This is a genomic window from Acidobacteriota bacterium (genome assembly GCA_039683095.1).
Taxonomy (GTDB): domain Bacteria; phylum Acidobacteriota; class Aminicenantia; order Aminicenantales; family Saccharicenantaceae; genus RBG-16-66-30.
On sequence record JBDKSB010000012.1, the window covers coordinates 725531 to 746927 of the forward strand.

Below are 21397 nucleotides of genomic sequence, written 5' to 3' on the forward strand. Positions count from 1 at the left end.
TTTTTTTTATGATCCGGATTCAATTTTTTGGATGCCGATGAAGAAAACGCTCGTCTTCGTCCTCGTCCCCACCCTGATCATCCTGACCCTGGGCACGCTGAACGTCCTGCGCAAGGCCGAGTGGCGCGACGTCACGGACGGCGTCACCTGGAGGGCCGGCGAGAACGGCCTGAGGGCCGTCCGCGTCGATCCCGAGAGCGAAGCCTTCCTGCGGGCCGGCATCCGCAAGGGCGACGTCCTGACGGCCATCAACAAGGTCCCGGTGAGGACCAAGAGCGACGTCCTCAAGGCCCTTTGGCAGGCCGCGGCCACGGACCAGAGCGTTTCCTACGAGATCAACAAAGAGGGGATGCAGATCTACCCGACCTTCTACCCGCAGCGGAAGTCCCCCAACCCCATCTATTATTATCTCGTCCTCGTCGGGGTCACGACGCTCGTCATCGGCATCGTCGTCTACTTGAGCTCCCGGGGCCTGATGTCCCTCCCCTACGTCTTTTTCTACCTGCTCGTGTTCAGCTTCGCCTCCTTCATGGTCTTTTCGCCGACCGGGGAGATGACCCCCCTGGACATGGTCTTTTACGCCCTCGACAAGGTCGGCTTCCTGGCTTTCCCGCCGCTCCTCCTGCACTACTTCACGATCTTCCCGCTGCGCAAGCGCCTGTTGAAGGACCGCCCCGGCCTGGCCGTGGCATTCTATGCCCCGGCCGCGGCGCTCCTGCTCGCCCGGGTCCGGATGCACTCCCCCTTCCCCCGGCTTTGGAGCGAAGGGGCGGTCATCCGCGCCCAGGACGCCCTCGAGCGCCTCGAGCTCCTCCATTTCGTCGTTTTCGGCCTGATCACGCTGCTCGTTCTCGTCCACAGCACCCGCCGGGCCCCGAACATCCTGCTCAAGAAGCAGCTCCGCATCATCGTCTACGGCCTGGGCTGCGGGCTCGTCCCGTCGACGGTCTTCTACATGGTCCCCTTCGTCCTCGGCGGACGGCCGTCCACGGGGAGCGAGCTGACCGTGCTGCTCCAGGCCTTCATACCCCTCGTCTTCTCGTACTCCATCTCGCGCTACCGGCTGGTCGACATCGAGGTCTTCCTCAAGAAGGCGGCCGTGCTGACCTTCTCCTTCTTCGTCATCGCCTTCCTCTATGTCTTCGTCAGCTCGCGGACGCGCCTGTTCTCCGAGAACCGGCTCAACGCCCTCGTCCTCGGCGCCCTGGCCATCGTCCTGGGCGCGACCCTGTTCACCCCGCTAAGGCGGATGTTCCAGACCCTCCTCGACCGGGCCATCTATAAAAGGAGCTACGAATACCGCAAGACGCTCCTGTCGATCACGCGCGATCTCAACCGGGAGCGGGACCTGGGCAAGCTGGCCCAATCGCTCGTCGAGGCCATCGCCAACGCCCTCAACGTCAGGCGCCTGGCCCTCTTCCTGGCCGAGGAAGGCGACGGGCGCTCGTTCAAGGTCCTCCGGACCAAGGGCGAGGGGGCCGAGCTCGGCGGCCGGATCGTCATCGACGACTGGCTGGCCGGGGCGCTCCGGGAGAGGGACTCGGTCGGCTTCATCGCCGCCTCCGAATCGGAGCCCGCCCGGGCGTCCATGGAGAAGCTCTCGGCCGCGGGCTTTTTCCACGTCCTGCCGCTCCGGGTCGAGGACAAGGTCGTCGGCTTCCTGGCCATGGGCCGGAAGCAGGACGGGTCCTATTTCTCGAGGGAGGACTGGGAGCTGCTGGCGGCCGCCTCCGCGCCGGCCGCCCTGGCCCTGGAGAACGCCGACTTCTACGGCCGCGAGACCGTCCGGGCCATGGAGATGCAGCGGCTCAAGGACTACAGCGAGAACATCATCGAGAGCCTGACCGTGGGCGTCTCGGTCATCGACGAGGCCGGCCTGGTCATCGGCTGGAACCGGGTCCTCGAGGACCAGCTCGGCCTGCGCAAGGAGTCCGCCCTCGGCCACCGGCTCCAGGACGTCCTCGGCCCGGCCGCGTACGGCACCGTCTTCCCGGACGAGGGCCAGCCCGACTTCCGCCTCCTCAGCGAGATCACCCTGGAAACGGCGGCCGGCCTGAAGGTCTTCGACATCGCCCGGACCCCCCTGCTCGACAACGCCCTGCGGGCCTACGGGACGATCATCGTCTTCGAGGACATCACCGACAAGGTCCAGCTCCAGCAGCAGCTGGTGACCTCGGAGAAGCTGGCCTCGATCGGCCTGCTCTCGGCCGGCGTCGCCCACGAGATCAACACGCCCCTGACCGGCATCTCCAGCTATATCCAGATGCTCCAGAAGAAGCTGACCGACACGCACTACGCCCAGCTCCTGGAGAAGGTCGAGGCCCAGACGGACCGGGTGGCCAGGATCATCAAGAACCTCCTGGCCTTCGCCCGCAGCCCGGCCGAGTCCGGCTTCCAGCGCGTCGACCTTAAGCAGAGCATCGAGGAGATCCTGTCCCTCATCGACTACAAGCTCAAGAACATGAACATCCGCCTGGTGCTCGAGTTGGCCCCCGTCCCGCCGATCTACGCCCAGGGCGAGCGCCTGCAGCAGGTCTTCATCAACATCATCCTCAACGCCCTCGACGCCATGCCCGGCGGGGGCGAGCTGCGGATCGGCCTGGCCCTAGAGAACGGGGACGAGGTCGTCCGCATCAGCGACACGGGCACGGGCATCAAGCCGGAGATCCGCTCCCGCATCTTCGACCCGTTCTTCACGACCAAGGGCGTGGGCAAGGGGACCGGGCTAGGACTGTCCATCAGCTACGCCATCGTCAAGGAGCACAACGGCCGCATCGAGGTCCAGAGCGAGCTCGGCCGCGGCTCCACGTTCACGATCACCCTGCCGGCCGCGGGCGGCGGCGTCCCGTCGCCCGGCCCGGCGGACAAGAGGGCCTCGTCATGAGCAGCCAAGGCATCATCCACATCATCGACGACGAGCCGGTCATCCGCGACGTCCTGACCCAGCTCCTGACCTCAGAGGGCTACGAGGTCGAGCTCTCGAGCTCTGGCGAGGAGGCCTTGGAGAAGTTCCCCTCCCAGTCCTTCGACGTCGTCCTCCTCGACCTGCTCATGCCCGGCCTGGACGGCCTCGAGGTCCTGCGGCGGATCAAGCGCCTCGACCCCCTGGCTGCGGTCATCATCATCACCGCCTACGGCTCGGTCGAGTCGGCCATCGAGGCCATGAAGATCGGCGCCCTCGACTACGTCCAGAAGCCGTTCAAGCACGACGACCTCCTGCTCGTGCTGGAGAAGGCCGTCGCCCACAAGCGCCTCCAGGACGAGAACCTCCGGCTCAAGGATGAGCTCCGCCAGCGCTTCGGCTTCGCCAACATCATCGGCAAGAGCCAGGCCATGCAGGGGGTCTTCGACCTGGTCAAGGCGGCCGCCCCGACCCGGAGCACCATCCTCCTCCAGGGCGAGAGCGGCACCGGCAAGGAGCTGGTGGCCCGGGCCGTCCATCTGAACTCGAACCGGGCCGACGCTCCCTTCATCACGGTCAACAGCGGCTCGCTGCCGCCGGACCTGCTCGAGAGCCACCTGTTCGGCCATGTCAAGGGCGCGTTCACCGGCGCCGTCGCCCTGAAGAAAGGCCTGTTCGAGGCCGCCGACAAGGGGACCATCTTCTTCGACGAGATCTCCTCGATCAGTCTCGAGACCCAGGCCAAGCTCCTGCGCGTCATGCAGGAAAAGGAGTTCATGCGCCTGGGCGGGACCCAGACGATCAAGGTCGACGTCCGCATCCTCGCGGCCACCAACACCGACATCGAGGAGCTCATCGCCCAGAAGGCCTTCCGCGAGGACCTCTTTTACCGCCTCAACGTCATCAAGATCGAGATCCCGCCCCTGCGGGCCCGCAAGGAGGACATCCCCCTCCTGGTCAAGCACTTCGTCGAGGCCTTCGCCCTGGAGAATCACAAGGAGGTGGACGGCGTGAGCGAGGACGTCCTGGAGATCCTCGACGCCCACAACTGGCCCGGCAACGTCCGCGAGCTCGAGAACCTGATCGAGCGGGCCATCGTCCTGTCCCGGTCCAGGATCATCACCCGGTCCGCCCTGCCGCCGTTCCTGCTGAAGCGGGACGGCGTCGACGACGAGGCCCTCATCGCCGCAGAGGAGTCGCTTGACCTGCGCGACCGGACCCAGGCCTTCCAGAAGAAGATCATCCTGGCCGCGCTCCGGAAGACGAGGGGGGTCCAGAACAAGGCCGCCCAGCTTCTCGGGGTCAAGCCGACGACGCTCAACGAGATGATCAAGCGCCTGGGGATCGACGCGACGAACTTCCCGTCCTAGTTCGAGGAGAAAGCCCCGGGCACGGCCTTGTCCGGGTTGACCCGGATCCGGTCCGGCCTGGCGGGCAGGGTCAGGGAGGCCGTCTCGGTCGCTTCGTCTACGACGATGAGCGTCCGGCCTTTCTCCGTTCCGCGGCTCCACTCGATCCAGAGGGGGAAGACGAATCGTCCCTTGAGCTGGGCCACCCGGAAATCGAGGCGCACGCCGCCCTCGACGGCGGTCTCGGTCCAGGTCGTCCGGACCACCGGCAGCTCCCAGGAGGAGAACCAGCCCTGGAAGAAGTCCTTCAGGCTCCGTCCCGCCGCCTTTTCCATGGCGGCGATGAACTCTCCCGTCCGGGCCGCCCGGAACTTGTGGAGCTCGAAGAACGATCGCAGCCCGGCCGAGAAGGCCTCCCGGCCGACGAGGTCCTGGAGCATGAACAGGGCCAGCGCGGCCTTGTCGTAGACGATCGACTGGTAGGCCAGGAAGTCGAAGTAGCTCAGCCGCGAGCCCATGAGGACCGGGCCCCGGCCGGACTTCTTTTCGGTCCAGCGGGCGAACTTCCTCAGGATGGCGGCGAAGTCGTCCGGGCCGTGCTTATCGCGGAGGTAGGAGGCGGCGGCGAACTGGGCCAGCCCCTCGCTCAGCCACTGGTCCTTATAGGAAGCCACGGAAACGCCGTGGCCCCACCATTGGTGGGCGATCTCGTGGGCCAGGAAGTAATCGTTCCAGGCCGACAGGTCGACGGGGGTGTCCCGCGACGGGAAGCCGAAGCCCTCGCGCCAGGGCACGTCGTTGATGACGATGAACGAGGCCGGGCTGTGGCCGCCGAGGACCGGCCAGAGCCGGAGGACGAGCCCCAGCCTGTCGTAGGGATAAAGGCCGAAGGCCCGGGCGTAGTAGTCGAGGATGCCGGCCGCCTGGCCGGCCAGGGACGACCGCGAATCCATGATCTCGGCCGAAACCGAGACCTCGATGGGCACCGGCCCGATCTTCTCCGTCCTCTGGTCGAACTTGCCGACGATGAAGGACAGGTATTTCACCGGGGCGCGAGAGACGAAGGTATAGGCGGCTTCGCCGGGACGGCCCTGGCTCCGGGATTCCAGCTCGCCCATCGCCACGCACTGGTATTGAGCCGGGACGCGGACCGTCAGCCGGGCCCGGAAGTAGTCCTCCTCCGGCGGCGACGGATACCAGGACCCGGCCTGGCTGTAGAAGAAGGTATCATAACGGGGCCGGAAGCGGACCGACTCGTCGAGCCCGAGCTGGCCGATGGCGTCCGTCGTCGGCGGCACCGGCCGCATCCGGCCGTGATATGACACCTCGATGGCCGTCCGGGCCCCGGCCGCCGGCGGGGTCACGAAATAGATATAGAGGAACTCGCGGAAGCGGTCCACGGTGTAGAAAAGGTCGCGGCCGTCCGCGTCCCGGAGGGAGAGGATCTCCAGGGCCGGGTTGAAGCGGAGCTTGAGGCTCTCCAGGAGATCGACCTTGGGAACGACCTCGATGCGGGCCCGGCCCGTCAGCTCGAACGTGGCCGGGGCCAGGCTGAGGTCGAGCGCATAGTCGCTGATGTCGAACTTCTCCTCGAAGGACAGGGCCATCCGCTTCAGGGGCGGCTCCTCCTTCCCCTGAGGGCTGTAGAGGCAGACGATCCGCCCCTTGCCCCGGTCGTAGAGGCTGACCTCATCACAGACGAACGGGGAATAGATGTAGACCATTTCGCCGGGCTTGCGGCCCTGGAACTCCAGGCAGGCCTCGTCGCCCTGTGGCAGGAACGACAGCAGGCGGCCGTCGAGGGAGCTTTCGATGGTGAACGAGCGCGGGTAGTTGCGGTCGAAGACGGCCGCGGCCTTGTCGCGCTCGGCCTCGGAGACCGCGGGTCCGGCCGTCTCGGCCTCGATGTCGACGTTCGAGGCGAAGAAGGCCGAGGAGCAGCGGACGAAAAGGCTGTCGATGCCGTCCTCGATCCTGTCCTTTTTATAATGGATCTCCAGCTGATGCCGCTCGCTGGGATCGCCGGGAGTGAAGGCGACCCGGCCCCGGCCGACGACCACCAGGGCCGTCTCGACGCCGGGCAGGTTGTCGTAGAAGACGGCCGCGTCGGTGAAGGTGAAGCGGATGTCGGCGTGGACGACCTCGACGCGGCGGGCCCGCACGGCCCGCTCGCCGGGGATCCGGACCTTGTAAAGCCGGGCTATGGAGCCGCCGACATCGATGCCGGCGACTGACCAGGCGCCGCCGCCGCTATCCAGGGTCAGCGTCCACGACTCGACGGCGGCCGACTGTTCGTTCTCGAAAAAAGCCTGGACGAAGACGCGGGCCGGGCCGGACGGGGGGGACTGGACGCCGGCCGTGCGCAGCGTCACGCCGGTCATCCCCAGGTCGCCGAAGAAGACGCCGATGCGGGCCTCTTCGTCCGCCCGGAGGCCGGGCCGGAAGGCCTGAAGGTATCTGGAGACGGCCCCTGTCCGCAGCATCTGCTGAAGACGACCCACGAACGCGGCGGGAGTTTCGGATGGGCCGGCGGGCACGACCGCCTGTCCGGACGTCAACCCGGGCAAAAGGAGCAGAAACAGGAGCAGGACCCCAAGGACCGCTTTTCTCACGGCTGCTCTCATTATAGCATCAGAATCGCCGCAATTCATAAAAGCCGGTTTTGTGCCAAGGGAGGCGGCGGACTCCCCCCAAGGCGCGGTCAGAACGGATTGCCGGCCTCGCTCGGACATGAGGGGCCGGTTTACGGAATGTTAAGAAAATTTACGCCGGAAAGCCGCTATTTCCTGAGGGCGCGGCCCAGGACCTTTTCGACGTCGCCGACCTTGCCCGCGATCCGCCCGGACGCCCCCGGACGGTCGTCAATGGCGATGTGGGTATAGACCCGGCCGGACCCGTCCCGCATGGCTTCGTGGCAGCGGCGGACCAGGCCCATGACCTCGTCCCAGTCTCCTTCGACGAGGGTGCCCATGGCAGTCAGCTGGTATGGCAGCCCGCTCCGGTCGATCAGGTCCAGGATCCGGGCCACGGGCCCGGCCAGCTCCTCGCCCCGGCCGATCGGGACGACGCTGAACTCGACGATCATCGCTCCCCCCTCAGTCCTTGTCCCTCTCGCGGTCCTTCTTGGCGGTCCCCTTCTTCAGGTGCTCTTCCCAGGTGATGAAGCTGTGGTAGAAGACGGCGTCGCCCTCGTCGATGCCGCGGGTTATCTCGGTGATGTGGGATGTCTCCGCGCCGAACTCCTCGACGGCGTAGACGACGGCCTTGTCGGGCTTGGTGTTGGCGCCGCAGGTGTAGATGTCCAGGGCGGCGTAGCCCATCTCGGGCCAGGTGTGGGTGGAGATGTGGGACTCGGAGATGACGACCACCCCGCTGACGCCCGCCGGCGGGAACTTGCTGAAGGAAATGGACCAGACATGTGCCCCGGCTATCTCGGCCGCCCGGACGAGGATCTGCTGGACCCGCTCGACGCTGCCGATGATCTTCGGATCGCAGCCGGACGCCTCGACGATGTAGTGGTGGCCGATCGGGGAATGCATGATCTTGACCATCGGGCCTTCTCCTTCTCTCGCTCGAAAAAGCGATTATGTCACAACATGGGAATCTGTCAAGAACGCCGCGCTGCGCGCTTCCTAGACGGGCAGGCGCGGCTCCTCCTTGACGACGTTCAGGACGATGTGGGTGACCGTCCGGTCGACGTGGGGGATGGCCAGCAGGCCCTTGACGAAGCCGTTGAGGTCCTCGCGGCCGCGGAACCGCCCGACGATGAACGAGTCCCAGTCGCCGGTGACGTCGTAGACGGCCGCGACATGGGGGTCCTGGGCGATCCTCTTCTGGGTCTCCAGCAGCTTGCCCTTGGAGATGCGGACGGCGACGATGGCCCCCAGCTCGAAGCCGAAGTATTCCGGGTCGACGACCGGGACGTAGCCGGTGATCGCGCCGGCGGCCTCGAGCTTCTTGACGGTGTGGATGACGGCGGTGGCCGAGGTCCCGACCTCCTTGGCGATCTCGCGGAAGCTCTGGCGGGCGTTAGCGTTGAGGACCCGGATGATCTTGCGGTCGAGCTCGTCGATCATGGGCGGCGCCTCCAATTATGAGCAATTTTACGACGAATAATTTCAAATGTAAATATTTATTGATATTATATTGACAAATGACCCGATATCGCCTTAATTATCCATCATGTTAATTCCAGCCCGGGCGGCCCGGGCCGATCACAGGAGGCAGCCCATGACCCCGGTCCGGCCGGCCACGACGGCGTTCAAGGCTTTCGGCACGCGCGACGAGAAGGATGTCCTGGCGGTCCTGAAAGACCAGGCGAGCGAGATCCGCTTCATCCGCCTGTTCTTCCCCGACATCCTGGGGCGGCAGATGGACTTCACCATCCCCGCCTCGGAGCTCGACGCGGCCTTCAAGGAGGGCAAGGGCTTCGACGGCTCGTCGATCGCCGGCTTCGTCCGCATCGAGGAGTCCGACCTGGTCATCAAGCCCGATCCCCGGACCTTCCGGGTCCTGCCCTGGACCTACGAAGGCTTCTCCCCGGACATCCGCTGGCGCGAGGCGGTCATGTTCGGCGACATCCTGACGCCGGACGGCGCCGTCTACGCCGGGGACAGCCGGGCCGCCCTGAAGCGGGTCCTCGACCGGGCCCGCCGGGAAATGGGCATCCAGGACCTCAAGTGCGGCCCGGAGCTCGAGTTCTTCATCTTCCCGTCGAGCCAGGCGCCCGTCGACTCCGACGCCGGCGACTACTTCTTCGGCGGCCGGCACGGCGAGGTCCGCAAGGAGATCCAGCTCCTGCTCCAGCGCATGGGCGTCGCCACCGAGTACGACCACCACGAGGCGGCCCACGGCCAGCACGAGATCGACCTCCGCTATCTCGACGCCGTGGACATGGCCGACACGGCCATGATCTTCCGTTACATGGTCAAGAAGGTCTGCCGCATGCACGGACTCCACGCGACCTTCATGCCCAAGCCCGTCAACGGCCAGAACGGCAGCGGCATGCATGTCCACCAGTCGCTGTGGCGGGACGGCCGGAACCTCTTTTTCGACAAGAACGGGCCCTATCATCTCTCGCTCATGGCCCAGAGGTACATGGCCGGGCTGATGGTCCACGCCCGGGAGATCTCGGCCGTCCTCAACCAGTGGGTCAACTCCTACAAGCGCCTCATCGAGGGCTACGAGGCCCCCGTCTATATCGCCTGGGGCCAGCGGAACCGGTCGGCCTATATCCGGGTCCCCGAATACCAGCCGGGCAGGGAGAAGGCCACGCGGATCGAGCTGCGGGCGGCCGATCCGGCCTGCAACATCTATCTCACCTTCGCCGTCATGCTGGCCGCCGGGGCCGAGGGCGTCCGGCGGAAATACGAGCTGGTCGACCCGGTCGAGGAGAACATCTACCGCATGAGCGGCACCCGGCAGAAGAAGTTCGACATCCGGGTCCTGCCCCGGACCCTCGAGGAGGCGGTGCGGCTCATGGAGAAGAGCGCCGTCGTCAGGGAGGCGCTCGGCGAGCACATCTTCGCCAAGCTCGTCGCCAACAAGCTCAAGGAGGTCGAGGAGTACGGCCGGAGCGTTTCGGGCGAGTTCGACAAGCAGGTCAGCGACTACGAGATCCGGCGCTATCTGCCGGTCCTCTGACCGGACGACGCCGGCTTTGCGCCGGGCCCGGCCTTTGCATATAATTCCCGGGTGCGTCCGGAAAGAAGCGAGCTCGATGCCCTGACGGCGAAGTACAGGGGCCGTCCCCGGGCCCTTATCCAGGTCCTCCAGGACATCCAGGACCGCTTCCACTGGCTGCCGCCCGAGGCCCTCGAGCACGTCGCCGAAGCCCTCGGCGTCCCCCTCGTCCAGGTCTACGGCGTCGCCACCTTCTACAGGTCGTTCAGCCTCCAGCCGCGCGGCCGCCATGTCTGCACCGTCTGCCTGGGGACGGCCTGCCACATCCGCGGCGGCGAGGCCGTGCTGGAAGGGTTCGAGCGCCGGCTCGGCGTTCCGGCCGGCCGGACCACGGCCGACGGCGCCTACACCCTCGAGCGGGTCAACTGCCTGGGCGCCTGCGCCCTGGCCCCCCTGGCCGTCGTGGACGGCCGCTATTATCCCCAGATGACCGAAGCCAAGGTCGGGGCCGTCCTGGCCGAGGCGGAGAAGGGCGAGAAGGCATGACGTCCCCCGGGACGCGTCTCCTCGTCTGCGCCGGGACGGGCTGCGTCTCCCGCGGCGCCTTCGAGGTCCGGCGGGCCCTCGAAGAGGAGATCCGCCGCCGGGGCCTCGAGCGCGAGGTCCTGGTCGCGGCCACGGAATGCCACGGGTTCTGCGAGCGCGGCCCGATCCTCCTTGTCTGGCCGGACGGCGTCTTCTACCAGCGCCTCAAGCCGGCCGACGTACCTCGTCTCGTCGAGGAGCACCTGATCAAGGGCCGGCCGGTCCGCGGCCTCATGTACGTGCCGCCCCGGGGGCGGGCGCCGGCGCCGCTGATGAAGGACATCGGGTTCTTCAAGCGCCAGCGGCTCCTCGTCCTGCGCAACCGCGGCCGGATCGACCCGGAGAGGATCGACGACTATATCGCCTGCGACGGCTATGCCGCCGCGGCCAGGGCCCTGTCGGAGATGACGCCGGAGTCCATCGTCGCCGCGATCACGGCTTCGGGGCTGCGCGGCCGCGGCGGCGCCGGCTATCCGACCGGCCGCAAATGGGCCGCCTGCGCCGCCCAGCCGCGCTCGCCGAAGTACATCGTCTGCAACGGCGACGAGGGCGATCCCGGCGCCTTCATGGACCGGTCGGTCCTCGAGGCCGACCCGCACTCCGTCATCGAGGGCCTGATCATCGGGGCCCGGGCGATCGGCGCGGCCAGGGGCTTCCTCTATATCCGCAACGAGTACCCGCTGGCCGTGGCCCGCGCCGGCAAGGCCCTGGAGCAGGCCCGGGAATACGGCCTCCTCGGGACGAACATCCTGGGCACGGGCTTCGACTTCGACCTCGAGATCGTCCGCGGCGCCGGCGCCTTCGTCTCCGGCGAGGAGACGGCCCTGCTGGCCTCGATCGAGGGCCGGCGGGCCTACCCGCGCCAGCGCCCGCCCTACCCGGCCGAGCGGGGGCTCTGGGGCCTGCCGACGGTCATCAACAACGTCGAGACCTGGGCCAACGTCCCGCCCATCGTCCTCCGCGGCGCGGACTGGTTCGCCGGCCTGGGGACGCCGGCGAGCAAGGGCACCAAGGTCTTCTCGCTCGTCGGCAAGATCTCCAACACCGGGCTGGTCGAAGTGCCCATGGGCATAACCCTGCGGGAGATCATCGAGGAGATCGGCGGCGGCGTCCCGGGCGGCCGGGCCGTCAAGGCCGTCCAGATCGGCGGGCCCTCTGGCGGCTGCATCCCGGCCTCGGCCTTCGACATCGCCGTCGACTACGAGAGCCTCAAGGCCGCCGGGAGCATGATGGGCTCCGGCGGCATGATCGTAATGGACGAGGACACCTGCATGGTGGACGTCGCCCTCTACTTCCTGCGGTTCGCCGAGGATGAGTCCTGCGGCAAGTGCGCCCCCTGCCGGTCCGGGACCGCGGCCATGGCCCGGCTGCTGGCCGGGATCACGGCCGGTAAGGGCACGGCCGACGACCTGGCCCGCCTCGAGGACCTGGCCGATACGGTCAAGCGGGCCTCCCTCTGCGGCCTCGGGCAGACCGCGCCCAATCCGGTCCTGACGACGCTGCGCTATTTCCGGGACGAGTACGAGGCCCACGTCCTCGACAAGCGCTGCCCGGCCCTCGTCTGCAAGGCCCTCATCGCCTTCTCCATCGATCCGGAGAGGTGCGTCGGCTGCCTGCTCTGCAGGAAGGCCTGCCCGGCCGGGGCCATCTCCGGGGAGCCGAAGAAGGCCCAGGCGATCGATCCGGCCGCCTGCATCAAGTGCGGCGTCTGCCTGACGGTCTGCCCGGACAGGTTCCGGGCCGTCCGCAAGACGACCCCGGCCCGGTCCGCGGCCTCCGGGCCGCCGGCGGCGGCCAGGGTCGCGCCGCCGGGGCCGAAGGACGGGGAACGATGAAGCTGACGATCGACGGCCGGGAGATCGCCTGCCGGGACGGGGCGACCCTGCTCGAGGCCGCCCGAGGCGCCGGCATCGCCATCCCCTCGCTCTGCGATCACCCCGGCCTCGAGCCTTTCGCCGGGTGCCGCATCTGCCTCGTCGAGATCGCCGGCCGCAAGGACTACGCGCCGGCCTGCGCCACGCCGGCCGAGGAGGGCCAGGTCGTGCGGACGCGGACGCCGGAGATCGCGGCCCTCCGCCGCAAGGTCCTGGAGCTCATCCTGGCCCAGCATCCCTATGCCTGCCTGGTCTGCCCGGAGAAGGCGGCCTGCGACGACCTCAAGGCGACCATCCGCAAGACCGGCGAGGTCACCGGCTGCGTCCTCTGCCCGGAGAACGGCGGCTGCCAGCTCCAGCGGGTCGCCGCCGAGGTCGGCCTGGTCCGGGTCGACCTTCCCGCCTCCTACCGGAACCTGGATGTCCACAAGGAAGACCCCTTCTTCGACCGCGATCACAACCTGTGCATCCTCTGCGGCCGCTGCATCCGCGTCTGCGAGGAGGTCCGCGGCGCCGCCGTCCTCTCGTTCGTCCACCGGGGCGGCCGGACCGAGGTGGGCACGGCCCTGGGCCGGCCCCTGCTCGAGTCCGGCTGCCGGTTCTGCGGCGCCTGCGTCGACGCCTGCCCGACCGGGGCGCTGGTCGAGCGGGCGGTCCGGCCGCGGCCCGCGCCGGAGCTCGCGGCGGGCATCGTCTGTCCGTTCTGCGGCCAGGGCTGCGTCCTGTCGCTCCGGCTCCGGGGCAAAGAGATCATCGACGCGGCCCCGGCCGCGACTGAGCCCAACCGGGGCCAGGCCTGCGTCAAAGGCCGGTTCCTCGTCCGCGGGGCGGTCGCCGGGACGGGACGGATCCTCGGGCCGCGCGTCCGGAAGGACGGGAAGCTGGAGCCGGCGACCTTCGAAGCCGCGCTCGACCGCGCCGCCGCCGGGCTCCGCGCGGCCGGGGCCGGGCGGACGGCCCTCGTCTATCCGGCGCAAGCGCCGCTCGAGGACGCCTACGCCTTCCTCAGGTTCGGCCGCGAGCTCGCCGGGGCGAAGACGACGGCGCCGGCCCCGGCCGGGGACATCGACGCGGCCCTCGAAACCCTGGCCGTCCGCCTCGGCTTCGATCCGCCGGCGGAAAGGCGCCTGGCGGGACTCGAAGCTTGCGGCGCCATCATGGCCTGGAATGTCGACCTGCCCCACGATCATCCGATCGCCTGGCTGAGCGTCGTCCGGACCGTGCGCCGCGGCGCCAGCTTCGTTGCCGCCGGCCCGGCCCCGGCGAGCCCGATCGTCCGGGCGGCCGTCACGCTCGATCTCGGCCCCGGCGGTCCGGCCGTGGCGGCCGGCCTGGCCTCGGCCATCCTGGGCGTCCCGGGAACGTCCTTTCCTAACGGTCCCGGGCTCGACGATCTCCGCCGGGCCGTCGCCGAAGCCGGCCCCGCGTCGCGGCCGGCCCGGCGGCGGTTCGACGAAGCGGCCGGCCTCCTGGCGTCCGGCCGGCCGGCGGCGATCCTGTTCGACGCGGACGCCGTCGAAGGGCCGCCTGGCGGCGAAACGCTGGCCTGGCTCTGGAACCTCGCCGTCCTCGCCGGGGCCCGTCTCTTCCCCCTGGCCCGCGGCGCGAACGAACGCGGCGTCCACGCGCTGGCGCGCGCCCTCGGCCGCCCCGCTCCGGACGAAGGCCTGGGCAGGGTCCTGGCCGGCCTGGGATCCCGGCAGTACGAGGCGCTCTACCTCGCCGGTCCGATCCCGGACCTGGGCGGGAACAAGCCGCCCTTCCTGGTCTGCCAGGACACGCACTGGAGCCGGAACGCCGAACGGGCCGATGTCGTCCTGCCCGCCGCCGCCTTCGCCGAGTCCGGAGGCACCTGGGTGAGCACCGAGGGACGCGTCCGGACGTATCCGCCGGCCCTGCCGGTCCGCGGCGAAGCCCGGCCCGACGGCGCCATCCTGGCCGGCCTGGCCGAACGCCTCGGCCGCCCCGGCTTCCCCGGCGCCGACCGGGCCGCAGCGCTCCGGGAGATCTGCGAGCGGGTCCCCGACCTGAGAGGGTATCGGCCCTCCATGACCGGCGAAGTGCGGTTCCCGGCCGGGGCGCCGGCCGGGACGCCCGGGCTCGTCGCCGTGGCCGCCCCGACGCGGCGACGGCCCGGACGTTCGAGGCGGGCCGCCGCGCCGGCCGGGGCCGCGGCCGAGGGCCTGCGCGGCTTCGACCTCGCGGCCGGGAGCCGCGCGTACGCCCGGACAAGGAGGCCTCTCTGATGCCCCGCGTCGTGCGCCGCGAGCGCCTGGTCCCCAACATCCACCTGCTCGAGATCGAGGCCCCGGAGATCGCCCGCAGGTGCCGGCCGGGCCAGTTCGTCATCGTCATGCCCGACGCGCGCGGCGAGCGGATCCCGCTGACGATCGCCGACTGGGACCGGGAGCGCGGCACGGTCACGTCGGTGTTCATGGCCGTCGGCACGACGACGCGCAAGCTGGCCCTGCTCGGGGCCGGGGACACGGTGCCCATCTTCGCCGGGCCGCTGGGCCGGCCCTCGGAGATCGCTTCCGTCGGGACGGTCCTCTGCGCCGGCGGCTGCTTCGGCATCGCCGCCATCCACCCGCTGGCCCGGGCCTTCAAGGAGGCCGGCAACCGGGTCGTCGCGCTCGTCGACGTCAAGGCCGATTACCTCCTGTACTGGAGGGACCGGCTCGAGGCTGTCTCCGACGAGCTCGTCGTCTCGTCGCGGGACGGCCTTTACGGCGGGACGGAATTCGTCCCCGGCCATGTCCGCGGCATCCTGGCGCGCGAGAGGATCGACCGCATCGTCGCCGTCGGCTGCACCTATTTCATGTCCAGCGTGGCGGAGGCCAGCCGGCCGGCCGGGGTCAGGACCATGGTCAGCCTCAACCCGATCATGGTCGACGGCACGGGCATGTGCGGCGCCTGCCGGGTGACCGTGGACGGCCGGACCAGGTTCGCCTGCGTCGACGGCCCCGACTTCGACGGCCACCTCGTCGATTGGGCCGAGCTCTACGCCCGGCGGAAGTCCTACTTCGAGGACGAGGTCCGGTCGCTCTGCGCCTGGGAAGAGGAGCGCTTCCCGTGAGCGGGCAGGACAGGACCCCGACCTCCCTGGCGGCCCAGGTCCGGGCCGAGTTCGAGAAGGACTGGCGCAAGGAGCTGCGCCGGTCCATGCCGGTCTTGGAGCGCGTGAGGATCTCCCGCCGGGCCATGCCGCAGCGCCCGGCGGCGGAACGGAACAGGGATTTCGCCGAGGTCAACCTGGGCCTCAGCGCCGGGGAGGCCGTGCTGGAGGCCCGCCGCTGCCTCGATTGCGCCAAGCCCGGCTGCGTCAGCGGCTGTCCCGTGGGCATCGACATACCGACCTTCGTCAAGCTCGTCGAGAAGGGCGATTTCGCCGCCGCGGCGGCCAAGATCAGGGAATCCAACAGCCTGCCGGCAGTCTGCGGCCGGGTCTGCCCGCAGGAGACCCAGTGCGAGGAGAAATGCCTCCTCCGGAAGGCCTCGGGCGCGGCGGTCGGCATCGGCGGCCTCGAACGCTTCGTCTCCGACCAGGAGCGGACCTCGGGCGGGGCGGTCCTGCCGCCGCTGGGGCCGCCGACCGGGCGCAAGGCCGCCGTTGTCGGGGCCGGGCCGGCCGGGCTGACCGTGGCCGGCGAGCTGGCCCGGGCCGGGCACCGGGTGACCGTTTTCGAGGCTCTCCACGAGGCGGGCGGCGTCCTCGTCTACGGCATTCCCGAGTTCCGCCTGCCCAAGGGCATCCTGGTCGCCGAGGTCGCTTATCTCAAGAGGCTGGGGGTCGAGTTCCGCCTGAACTTCGTGGTCGGCCTGACCGCCACGATCGACGACCTCCGGGCCGAAGGCTACGAGGCCTTTTTCGTCGGCAGCGGAGCGGGGCTCCCCAACTTCATGAACATCCCCGGCGAGAACCTGGTCGGCGTCTATTCAGCCAACGAGTACCTGACCCGCGTCAACTTGATGCGGGCCTACGATTTCCCGCGCTACGACACCCCCGTGTCCCCCGGCCGCCGGGCCGCCGTCATCGGCGGCGGCAACGTGGCCCTCGATTCGGTCCGGACGGCCAAGCGCCTCGGGGCCGAGCAGGCCCTGATCATCTACCGCCGGTCGAGGGCCGAGATGCCGGCCCGCGTCGAGGAGGTCCATCACGCCGAGGAGGAGGGCGTCGAGTTCCACTTCCTGACCGCGCCGACGCGCTATATCGGCGACGAGCGCGGCCGGCTGAAGGCCATGGAGTGCCTGCGCATGGAGCTCGGCGAACCGGACGCGTCCGGCCGCCGGAGGCCCGTGCCCGTGGCCGGCTCGGAGTTCAGGACCGAGGTCGACCTGGTCGTCGTGGCCTGCGGCCAGAGCCCGAACCCCCTCATCCCCCGGACGACGCCCGGCCTGAGCGTCGGCAAGTGGGGCACGATCGACGTCGACTGGGCCACGATGGCGACCTCCGTCCCGGGCGTCTACGCCGGCGGCGACATCGTCCGCGGCGGCGCGACCGTCATCCTGGCCATGGGCGACGCCCGGACCGCCGCGGCGGCCATGGACCGCCTCCTCAGGCGGGGCCCGGGGTGAGGCCGTCGTTTTCCCCGAAGGAGCTCCAGATCATGTCGAAATCACGTCCCCTGGCCCTGATCCTCGCCGTCGTCCTGATCGGCCTGGCCGCCGGGTGCGGCGGGCGCCCGGCCGCCGCGCCGGCCGACCTAATCCTGACGAACGCCGCGGTGGTTGCCATGGCCGGGACCCGGCCGCGGGCCGAGGCCCTGGCGATTGCCGGCGGCCGGATCGTCTTCGTCGGCGACGGGCGCGAGGCCCTGGCCCTGCGGGGCGAAGCCACCCGCGTCGCCGACCTCGGCGGCCGGCTGGTCCTGCCCGCCTTCCAGGACTCCCACATCCACCTGATCATGGGCGGCATCGAGCTCGGCCTCTGCGACCTCAACGGCCTCGGGACCAAGGACGAGGTCCTGGCCAGGGTCCGCGACTACGCCGCGGCCCGCCCGGACGCGGCCTGGATCACGGGCGGCGGCTGGGACCTGCCGCTCTTCCCCCAGGCCAACCCGCGCAAGGAGGACCTCGACGCCCTCGTCCCCGGCCGGCCGGTCATCCTGGACTCGGCCGACGGCCATTCCGCCTGGGTCAATTCGCGGGCCCTGGCCCTGGCCGGGATCACCGGGGACACTCCGGACCCCGCCGGCGGCCGCATCGAGCGCGATCCCGGGACGGGCGTCCCGACCGGGACCCTCCGGGAGAGCGCCGCGGACCTGGTCGAGAAGCTCGTTCCACCGCTCCAGCCCGGGGATTATATAAAGGGATTGAGGGCCGGCATGGCCATGGCCAACCGGTTCGGAATCGCCTCGATCGTCGAAGCCAGCGCCGGTCCGGAGCTCCTGGACGCCTACGCGGCCCTCGACCGCGGCGGCGAGCTCTCGGTCCGGGTCCTGGCCTCGCTTTACGTCGATACCGGCAAGGGGGTCTCCGAGGTCCGGCGCCTGGCCGGCCTCCGCCGCAGCTACGCCGGGAGGCGGCTCAAGGCTACGGCGGCCAAGATCTTCGCCGACGGCGTCATGGAGCCGCACACCGCCGCCCTGCTCGAGCCGTACGTCGACCGGCCCGGCGACCGGGGCGCGCCCCTGCTCGGGCCCGAGGCCTTCGACGAGCTGGCCCGGGCCCTCGACCTGGCCGGCTTCCAGATACATGTCCACGCCATCGGCGACCGGGCCGTCCGCATGTCGCTCGACGCCTTCGAGGCCGCCGGCCGGGCCAACGGCTTCCGGGACATGCGCCATCATATCGCCCACCTTGAGCTCCTCGACCCGGCCGACATCCCGCGCTTCAAGCGCCTGGGCGCGGCGGCCAACTTCCAGGCCCTCTGGGCCTACCCGGACACCTACATCACCGACCTGACCCTGCCTATCCTCGGCCCGGCCCGCTCGCGCTGGCTCTACCCGATCGGCAGCGTCGCCCGGACCGGGGCGGTCATCGTCGGGGGCAGCGACTGGTCGGTCTCGTCCATGAACCCGCTCCTGGCCATCCAGGTCGCCCTGACTCGGCGGGGCCCCGACGCGCCCCCGGGCGAGGCCTGGATCCCGGAGGAGCGGGCCGATCTGGCGACCATGCTCCGGGCCTACACCGCGAACGGGGCCTGGCTGTGCCGCGAGGAGAAGACCCGGGGCACGCTCGAGCCCGGCAAGGCCGCCGACCTCATCGTTCTCGACCGCGACCTCTTCGCCATGCCGCCGGCCGAGATCGGCCGGGCCAAGGTGCTCCTGACGCTTCTCGAGGGCCGGGAGGTTTTCCGCGATCCCTCCTTCCGCGACTGACCCGGGGTTGACTCCCGGCCCGCCGGGGTTTATCGTATCCCTGGAGCGGAGAGGGGCCTGCGCCGATGAGTCTCAGGGTCGGCCGCCGGTCGGGATTCATGATCCCGGGCCCGGCGGACAGCAAGAACCGTCCGGCGAAAGAAGGGGGGTCCATGTTCGTGCGCATGACGACGCTGATGTTCCATGCCGACAGGGCCGACGAAGGGATCCGCCTCTTCGAACAGAGCGTCGTCCCCGCGGCCAGGGCCCAGAAGGGCTTCCGGGGGGTCTATCTCCTGGCCGACCGGCCGGCCGGCCGCTGCATCGCCCTGACCTTCTGGGACGACGAGGCCTCGGCCGTGGCCAACGAGGAGAACCGCTACTACCAGGAACAGCTGGTCAAGTTCATGCCGCTCTTCACCTCGGCGCCCGTCCGCGAGGGTTACGAGGTCGTCGTCGAATCCCGTTAACGGAATTCGGGGACATGACCCTTTTCTCTTGAAAAGGGATCGTGTCCCCCTAGAATTCCGAATGCCGCGATGTTTACTGACGCCTTCATCTGTGCTATAAATAGTCTTCTTTAACCACATGGATATCCGATTCACCCTCGTCCAAGCCTTCGTTATCTTCTTCGCCATCACGGTGCATGAAGCGGCCCACGCCTGGATGGCCAACAAGCTGGGCGATCCGACGGCCGCCGCCCTGGGCCGGGCCTCGCTCAACCCGCTGGTCCACATCGATCTCTTCGGCACGATCATCTTCCCGCTCCTCCTCATCCTCCTCAAGCAGCCCGTGTTCGGCTGGGCCAAGCCGGTGCCCTACAATCCCAACAACCTGCGCCACCCCCGCCGGGGCGGCCTGTGGATCTCCCTGGCCGGCCCCATGGCCAACGTCGCCACGGCGACGGCCGCCGTGCTTCTCTATCGGCTCCTGAAGGCCGTCGGCGCCAACGCGCCCATCTCGTCGATGTGGAGCAAACCCCTGAGCGGCCTCGTCGTCATCCTGTTCGTGACGGCCCTGATCAATCTATCGCTGGCCATCTTCAACCTCATCCCCATCCCGCCGCTCGACGGCAGCGGCATCCTGGCCGGGCTGCTCTCGGACCGGGCCGCGGAGCGGTACGAACGGCTCCGGCCCTACGGCTTCCTGCTCCTCATCGTGCTGATGTACACGAACATCCTGAACGCCGTGTTCGCGCCCGTCCAGAACCTCATCCTCAGGCTCTTTTCCTAGCATGACCGATCCCGCCCCCGACGCCTTGCCCCTCGAGGAGGCCCCCGCGCCTGTCGAGGCGGCCCCGGCCGAGGTCCCCGCGGCCGGGGCTCCGGCGGTCGAACCCCTCGCCGCCGAACCCGCCGCGCCGGAGGCGCCCGCGGCCGACGGCTACCAGGTCCGGCTGGACGTCTTCGAGGGCCCGCTCGACCTGCTCCTCTTCCTTATCCGCAAGAAGAAGATCGACATCCACGATATCCCCATCGCCGCCATCACCCGGGATTACCTCGGCTACCTCGAGCGCAAGACCGAGATCAACCTCGACCGCGAGGCCGAGTTCGTCTTCATCGCCGCCCTGCTGATCTACATCAAGTCGCAGATGCTCCTGCCGCGGGAGACCGACCTGGCCGAGGGCGAGGACCCGCGCCGGGTCCTGGTCGACCGTCTGATCGAATACGAGAAGGTCAAGGCCGCCTGCTCCCTCCTCCGCGAGCGGGAGGACGTCCAGATCCTCCAGTGGAAGAGGGATTTCGTCCCGCCCCTCCACGGCGAGGGCGAGACGGAGCCGGTCGAGCTGTCGCTCTTCGATCTGGCCGAGGCGTTCTTCGCCATGATGAAGCGCAAGTCGGCCGACGACACCCGTATCATCCGCGGCCGGGAGGTCCCGGTCGAGGTCAAGATGAAGGAGCTGGTGACGCTCCTCCGGAGCCGCGGCGTCCTCGATTTCCTCGAATACTTCGAAACGCACGAATCGCTCGAGGAGGCCCTGATCTCCTTCTTCTGCGTTCTCGAGCTGGTCAAGTCCCGGGTGGCCGTGGCCGTCCAGGACGAGCTTTTCCAGACGATCCGCGTCTGGCTCCGCAAGGACCCTTCCAGGACGGCCGCCCATGAATAACGACCTCAAAGCCCTCGTCGAAGCCCTGATCTTCGTCTCCCAGGAGCCGGTGACCATAGAGCGGCTCCAGGCCGTGCTCGAAGGCGCCTCCGCCGATGACATCCAGGCCGCCGTCGAGGCCCTGGCCGCGGAATGCGAAGCCGAGGGGCGGGGCGTCCGCGTCATCCGGGCCGGCGGCGGCTGGCTCTTCGCCACCAAGCCGGCCCACGACCACGAGGTCCGCCGCCTGCTCCAGATCGAGCGCAAGAACCGGCTGTCCTCGGCCGGCCTCGAGACCCTGGCCGCCATCGCCTACCACCAGCCGGTGACCCAGTCCGAGATCTCGGCCATCCGCGGCGTCGACACGACCGGGTCGCTGAAGACGCTGCTCGAGAAGAAGCTGATCAAGATCGTCGGCCGGAAGAAGGCGCCGGGCAATCCCCTCGTCTACCGGACCTCCGACGAGTTCCTGCTTTACCTGGGGCTCAACAGCCTCGACGAGCTCCCCTCCGAGGCGGAGATCGCCAAGATCCTCGAACAGGAGAAGGCCGTCGAGGCCTAGCCCCTAAGTGTCGGCCCCATTTGGACTTAGAGTTGACAACGAGGCGTTTCTTCGATAGGATGGGTCTTCCGTTCCGGGCCCTTCCCTGAGGGATGTCCCCGCATCTTCATATCAGGAG

At 69.1% G+C, this 21397-nt stretch carries 17 protein-coding genes; 13 read left to right on the forward strand and 4 right to left on the reverse strand.

Features of this window, described 5'->3' with window-relative positions:
• Positions 1-37: 37 nt before the first annotated feature.
• Together ABFD52_11010 and ABFD52_11015 are read left to right on the forward strand one after the other, a co-directional pair.
• Positions 38-2884 carry an ATP-binding protein gene (locus tag ABFD52_11010; GenBank protein ID MEN6561294.1) on the forward strand — a complete coding sequence of 949 codons (2847 nt, stop codon included), beginning with the start codon at positions 38-40 and terminating at the stop codon, positions 2882-2884.
• Positions 2881-4272 carry a sigma-54 dependent transcriptional regulator gene (locus tag ABFD52_11015; GenBank protein MEN6561295.1) on the forward strand — a complete coding sequence of 464 codons (1392 nt, stop codon included), beginning with the start codon at positions 2881-2883 and terminating at the stop codon, positions 4270-4272. Before ABFD52_11010 ends, ABFD52_11015 begins: the two co-directional genes overlap by 4 nt.
• Here ABFD52_11015 and ABFD52_11020 read toward each other — a convergent pair.
• The 4 genes from ABFD52_11020 to ABFD52_11035 form a co-directional block, all read right to left on the reverse strand.
• Positions 4269-6863 carry a M1 family aminopeptidase gene (locus ABFD52_11020; protein MEN6561296.1) on the reverse strand — a complete coding sequence of 865 codons (2595 nt, stop codon included), beginning with the start codon at positions 6861-6863 and terminating at the stop codon, positions 4269-4271. The genes ABFD52_11015 and ABFD52_11020 overlap by 4 nt on opposite strands.
• A gap of 167 nt (positions 6864-7030) precedes the next feature.
• Complete coding sequence (locus tag ABFD52_11025) at positions 7031-7336, reverse strand: MTH1187 family thiamine-binding protein (GenBank protein ID MEN6561297.1); 306 nt, start codon at positions 7334-7336, stop codon at positions 7031-7033.
• A 10-nt stretch (positions 7337-7346) separates the two neighbouring features.
• Entirely contained in the window at positions 7347-7802 is a 456-nt protein-coding gene (gene speD, locus ABFD52_11030; GenBank protein ID MEN6561298.1) for an adenosylmethionine decarboxylase, read from the reverse strand.
• Between the two features lie 81 nt (positions 7803-7883).
• Positions 7884-8327, reverse strand: coding sequence for an Lrp/AsnC family transcriptional regulator (locus ABFD52_11035; GenBank protein ID MEN6561299.1), 444 nt, complete (start codon positions 8325-8327; stop codon positions 7884-7886).
• 154 nt (positions 8328-8481) lie between these two features.
• Here ABFD52_11035 and ABFD52_11040 point away from each other — a divergent pair, with 154 nt between their 5' ends.
• The 11 genes from ABFD52_11040 (at position 8482) to scpB (ending at position 21279) form a co-directional block, all read left to right on the forward strand.
• Complete coding sequence (locus ABFD52_11040) at positions 8482-9894, forward strand: glutamine synthetase family protein (GenBank protein MEN6561300.1); 1413 nt, start codon at positions 8482-8484, stop codon at positions 9892-9894.
• 51 nt (positions 9895-9945) lie between these two features.
• Entirely contained in the window at positions 9946-10419 is a 474-nt protein-coding gene (gene nuoE / locus ABFD52_11045) for an NADH-quinone oxidoreductase subunit NuoE (protein ID MEN6561301.1), read from the forward strand.
• Positions 10416-12293: an NADH-quinone oxidoreductase subunit NuoF gene (locus ABFD52_11050; protein ID MEN6561302.1), complete on the forward strand. Its 1878-nt coding sequence runs from the start codon at positions 10416-10418 to the stop codon at positions 12291-12293. Before nuoE ends, ABFD52_11050 begins: the two co-directional genes overlap by 4 nt.
• A complete protein-coding gene (locus ABFD52_11055) occupies positions 12290-14578 on the forward strand; it encodes a molybdopterin-dependent oxidoreductase (GenBank protein ID MEN6561303.1) in 2289 nt (762 codons plus the stop codon). Before ABFD52_11050 ends, ABFD52_11055 begins: the two co-directional genes overlap by 4 nt.
• Complete coding sequence (locus ABFD52_11060) at positions 14578-15408, forward strand: sulfide/dihydroorotate dehydrogenase-like FAD/NAD-binding protein (protein ID MEN6561304.1); 831 nt, start codon at positions 14578-14580, stop codon at positions 15406-15408. The genes ABFD52_11055 and ABFD52_11060 overlap by 1 nt, the downstream gene beginning before the upstream one ends.
• Before the next feature lie 125 nt (positions 15409-15533).
• A complete protein-coding gene (gltA, locus tag ABFD52_11065; GenBank protein ID MEN6561305.1) occupies positions 15534-16907 on the forward strand; it encodes an NADPH-dependent glutamate synthase in 1374 nt (457 codons plus the stop codon).
• A 32-nt stretch (positions 16908-16939) separates the two neighbouring features.
• Complete coding sequence (locus tag ABFD52_11070; GenBank protein MEN6561306.1) at positions 16940-18652, forward strand: amidohydrolase; 1713 nt, start codon at positions 16940-16942, stop codon at positions 18650-18652.
• Between the two features lie 152 nt (positions 18653-18804).
• Entirely contained in the window at positions 18805-19101 is a 297-nt protein-coding gene (locus ABFD52_11075) for an antibiotic biosynthesis monooxygenase (GenBank protein MEN6561307.1), read from the forward strand.
• Between the two features lie 118 nt (positions 19102-19219).
• Positions 19220-19864 (forward strand): site-2 protease family protein, encoded by a 645-nt coding sequence (locus ABFD52_11080; GenBank protein MEN6561308.1) that lies wholly within the window; start codon positions 19220-19222, stop codon positions 19862-19864.
• A gap of 1 nt (position 19865) precedes the next feature.
• Positions 19866-20738 (forward strand): segregation/condensation protein A, encoded by an 873-nt coding sequence (locus ABFD52_11085; GenBank protein MEN6561309.1) that lies wholly within the window; start codon positions 19866-19868, stop codon positions 20736-20738.
• Positions 20731-21279, forward strand: a complete 549-nt coding sequence (gene scpB, locus ABFD52_11090; GenBank protein MEN6561310.1) for an SMC-Scp complex subunit ScpB — start codon at positions 20731-20733, stop codon at positions 21277-21279. The genes ABFD52_11085 and scpB overlap by 8 nt, the downstream gene beginning before the upstream one ends.
• Positions 21280-21397: the final 118 nt, after the last annotated feature.

Coding starts and splice junctions, on each gene's coding strand:
- ABFD52_11010 (MEN6561294.1), top strand. CDS start 38: ATGAAGAAAACGCTCGTCTTCGTCCTCGTCCCCACCCTGATCATCCTG.
- ABFD52_11015 (MEN6561295.1), top strand. CDS start 2,881: ATGAGCAGCCAAGGCATCATCCACATCATCGACGACGAGCCGGTCATC.
- ABFD52_11025 (MEN6561297.1), bottom strand. CDS start 7,336: ATGATCGTCGAGTTCAGCGTCGTCCCGATCGGCCGGGGCGAGGAGCTG.
- speD (MEN6561298.1), bottom strand. CDS start 7,802: ATGGTCAAGATCATGCATTCCCCGATCGGCCACCACTACATCGTCGAG.
- ABFD52_11035 (MEN6561299.1), bottom strand. CDS start 8,327: ATGATCGACGAGCTCGACCGCAAGATCATCCGGGTCCTCAACGCTAAC.
- ABFD52_11040 (MEN6561300.1), top strand. CDS start 8,482: ATGACCCCGGTCCGGCCGGCCACGACGGCGTTCAAGGCTTTCGGCACG.
- ABFD52_11050 (MEN6561302.1), top strand. CDS start 10,416: ATGACGTCCCCCGGGACGCGTCTCCTCGTCTGCGCCGGGACGGGCTGC.
- ABFD52_11055 (MEN6561303.1), top strand. CDS start 12,290: ATGAAGCTGACGATCGACGGCCGGGAGATCGCCTGCCGGGACGGGGCG.
- ABFD52_11060 (MEN6561304.1), top strand. CDS start 14,578: ATGCCCCGCGTCGTGCGCCGCGAGCGCCTGGTCCCCAACATCCACCTG.
- gltA (MEN6561305.1), top strand. CDS start 15,534: ATGCCGCAGCGCCCGGCGGCGGAACGGAACAGGGATTTCGCCGAGGTC.
- ABFD52_11070 (MEN6561306.1), top strand. CDS start 16,940: ATGTCGAAATCACGTCCCCTGGCCCTGATCCTCGCCGTCGTCCTGATC.
- ABFD52_11075 (MEN6561307.1), top strand. CDS start 18,805: ATGTTCGTGCGCATGACGACGCTGATGTTCCATGCCGACAGGGCCGAC.
- ABFD52_11080 (MEN6561308.1), top strand. CDS start 19,220: ATGGATATCCGATTCACCCTCGTCCAAGCCTTCGTTATCTTCTTCGCC.
- ABFD52_11085 (MEN6561309.1), top strand. CDS start 19,866: ATGACCGATCCCGCCCCCGACGCCTTGCCCCTCGAGGAGGCCCCCGCG.
- scpB (MEN6561310.1), top strand. CDS start 20,731: ATGAATAACGACCTCAAAGCCCTCGTCGAAGCCCTGATCTTCGTCTCC.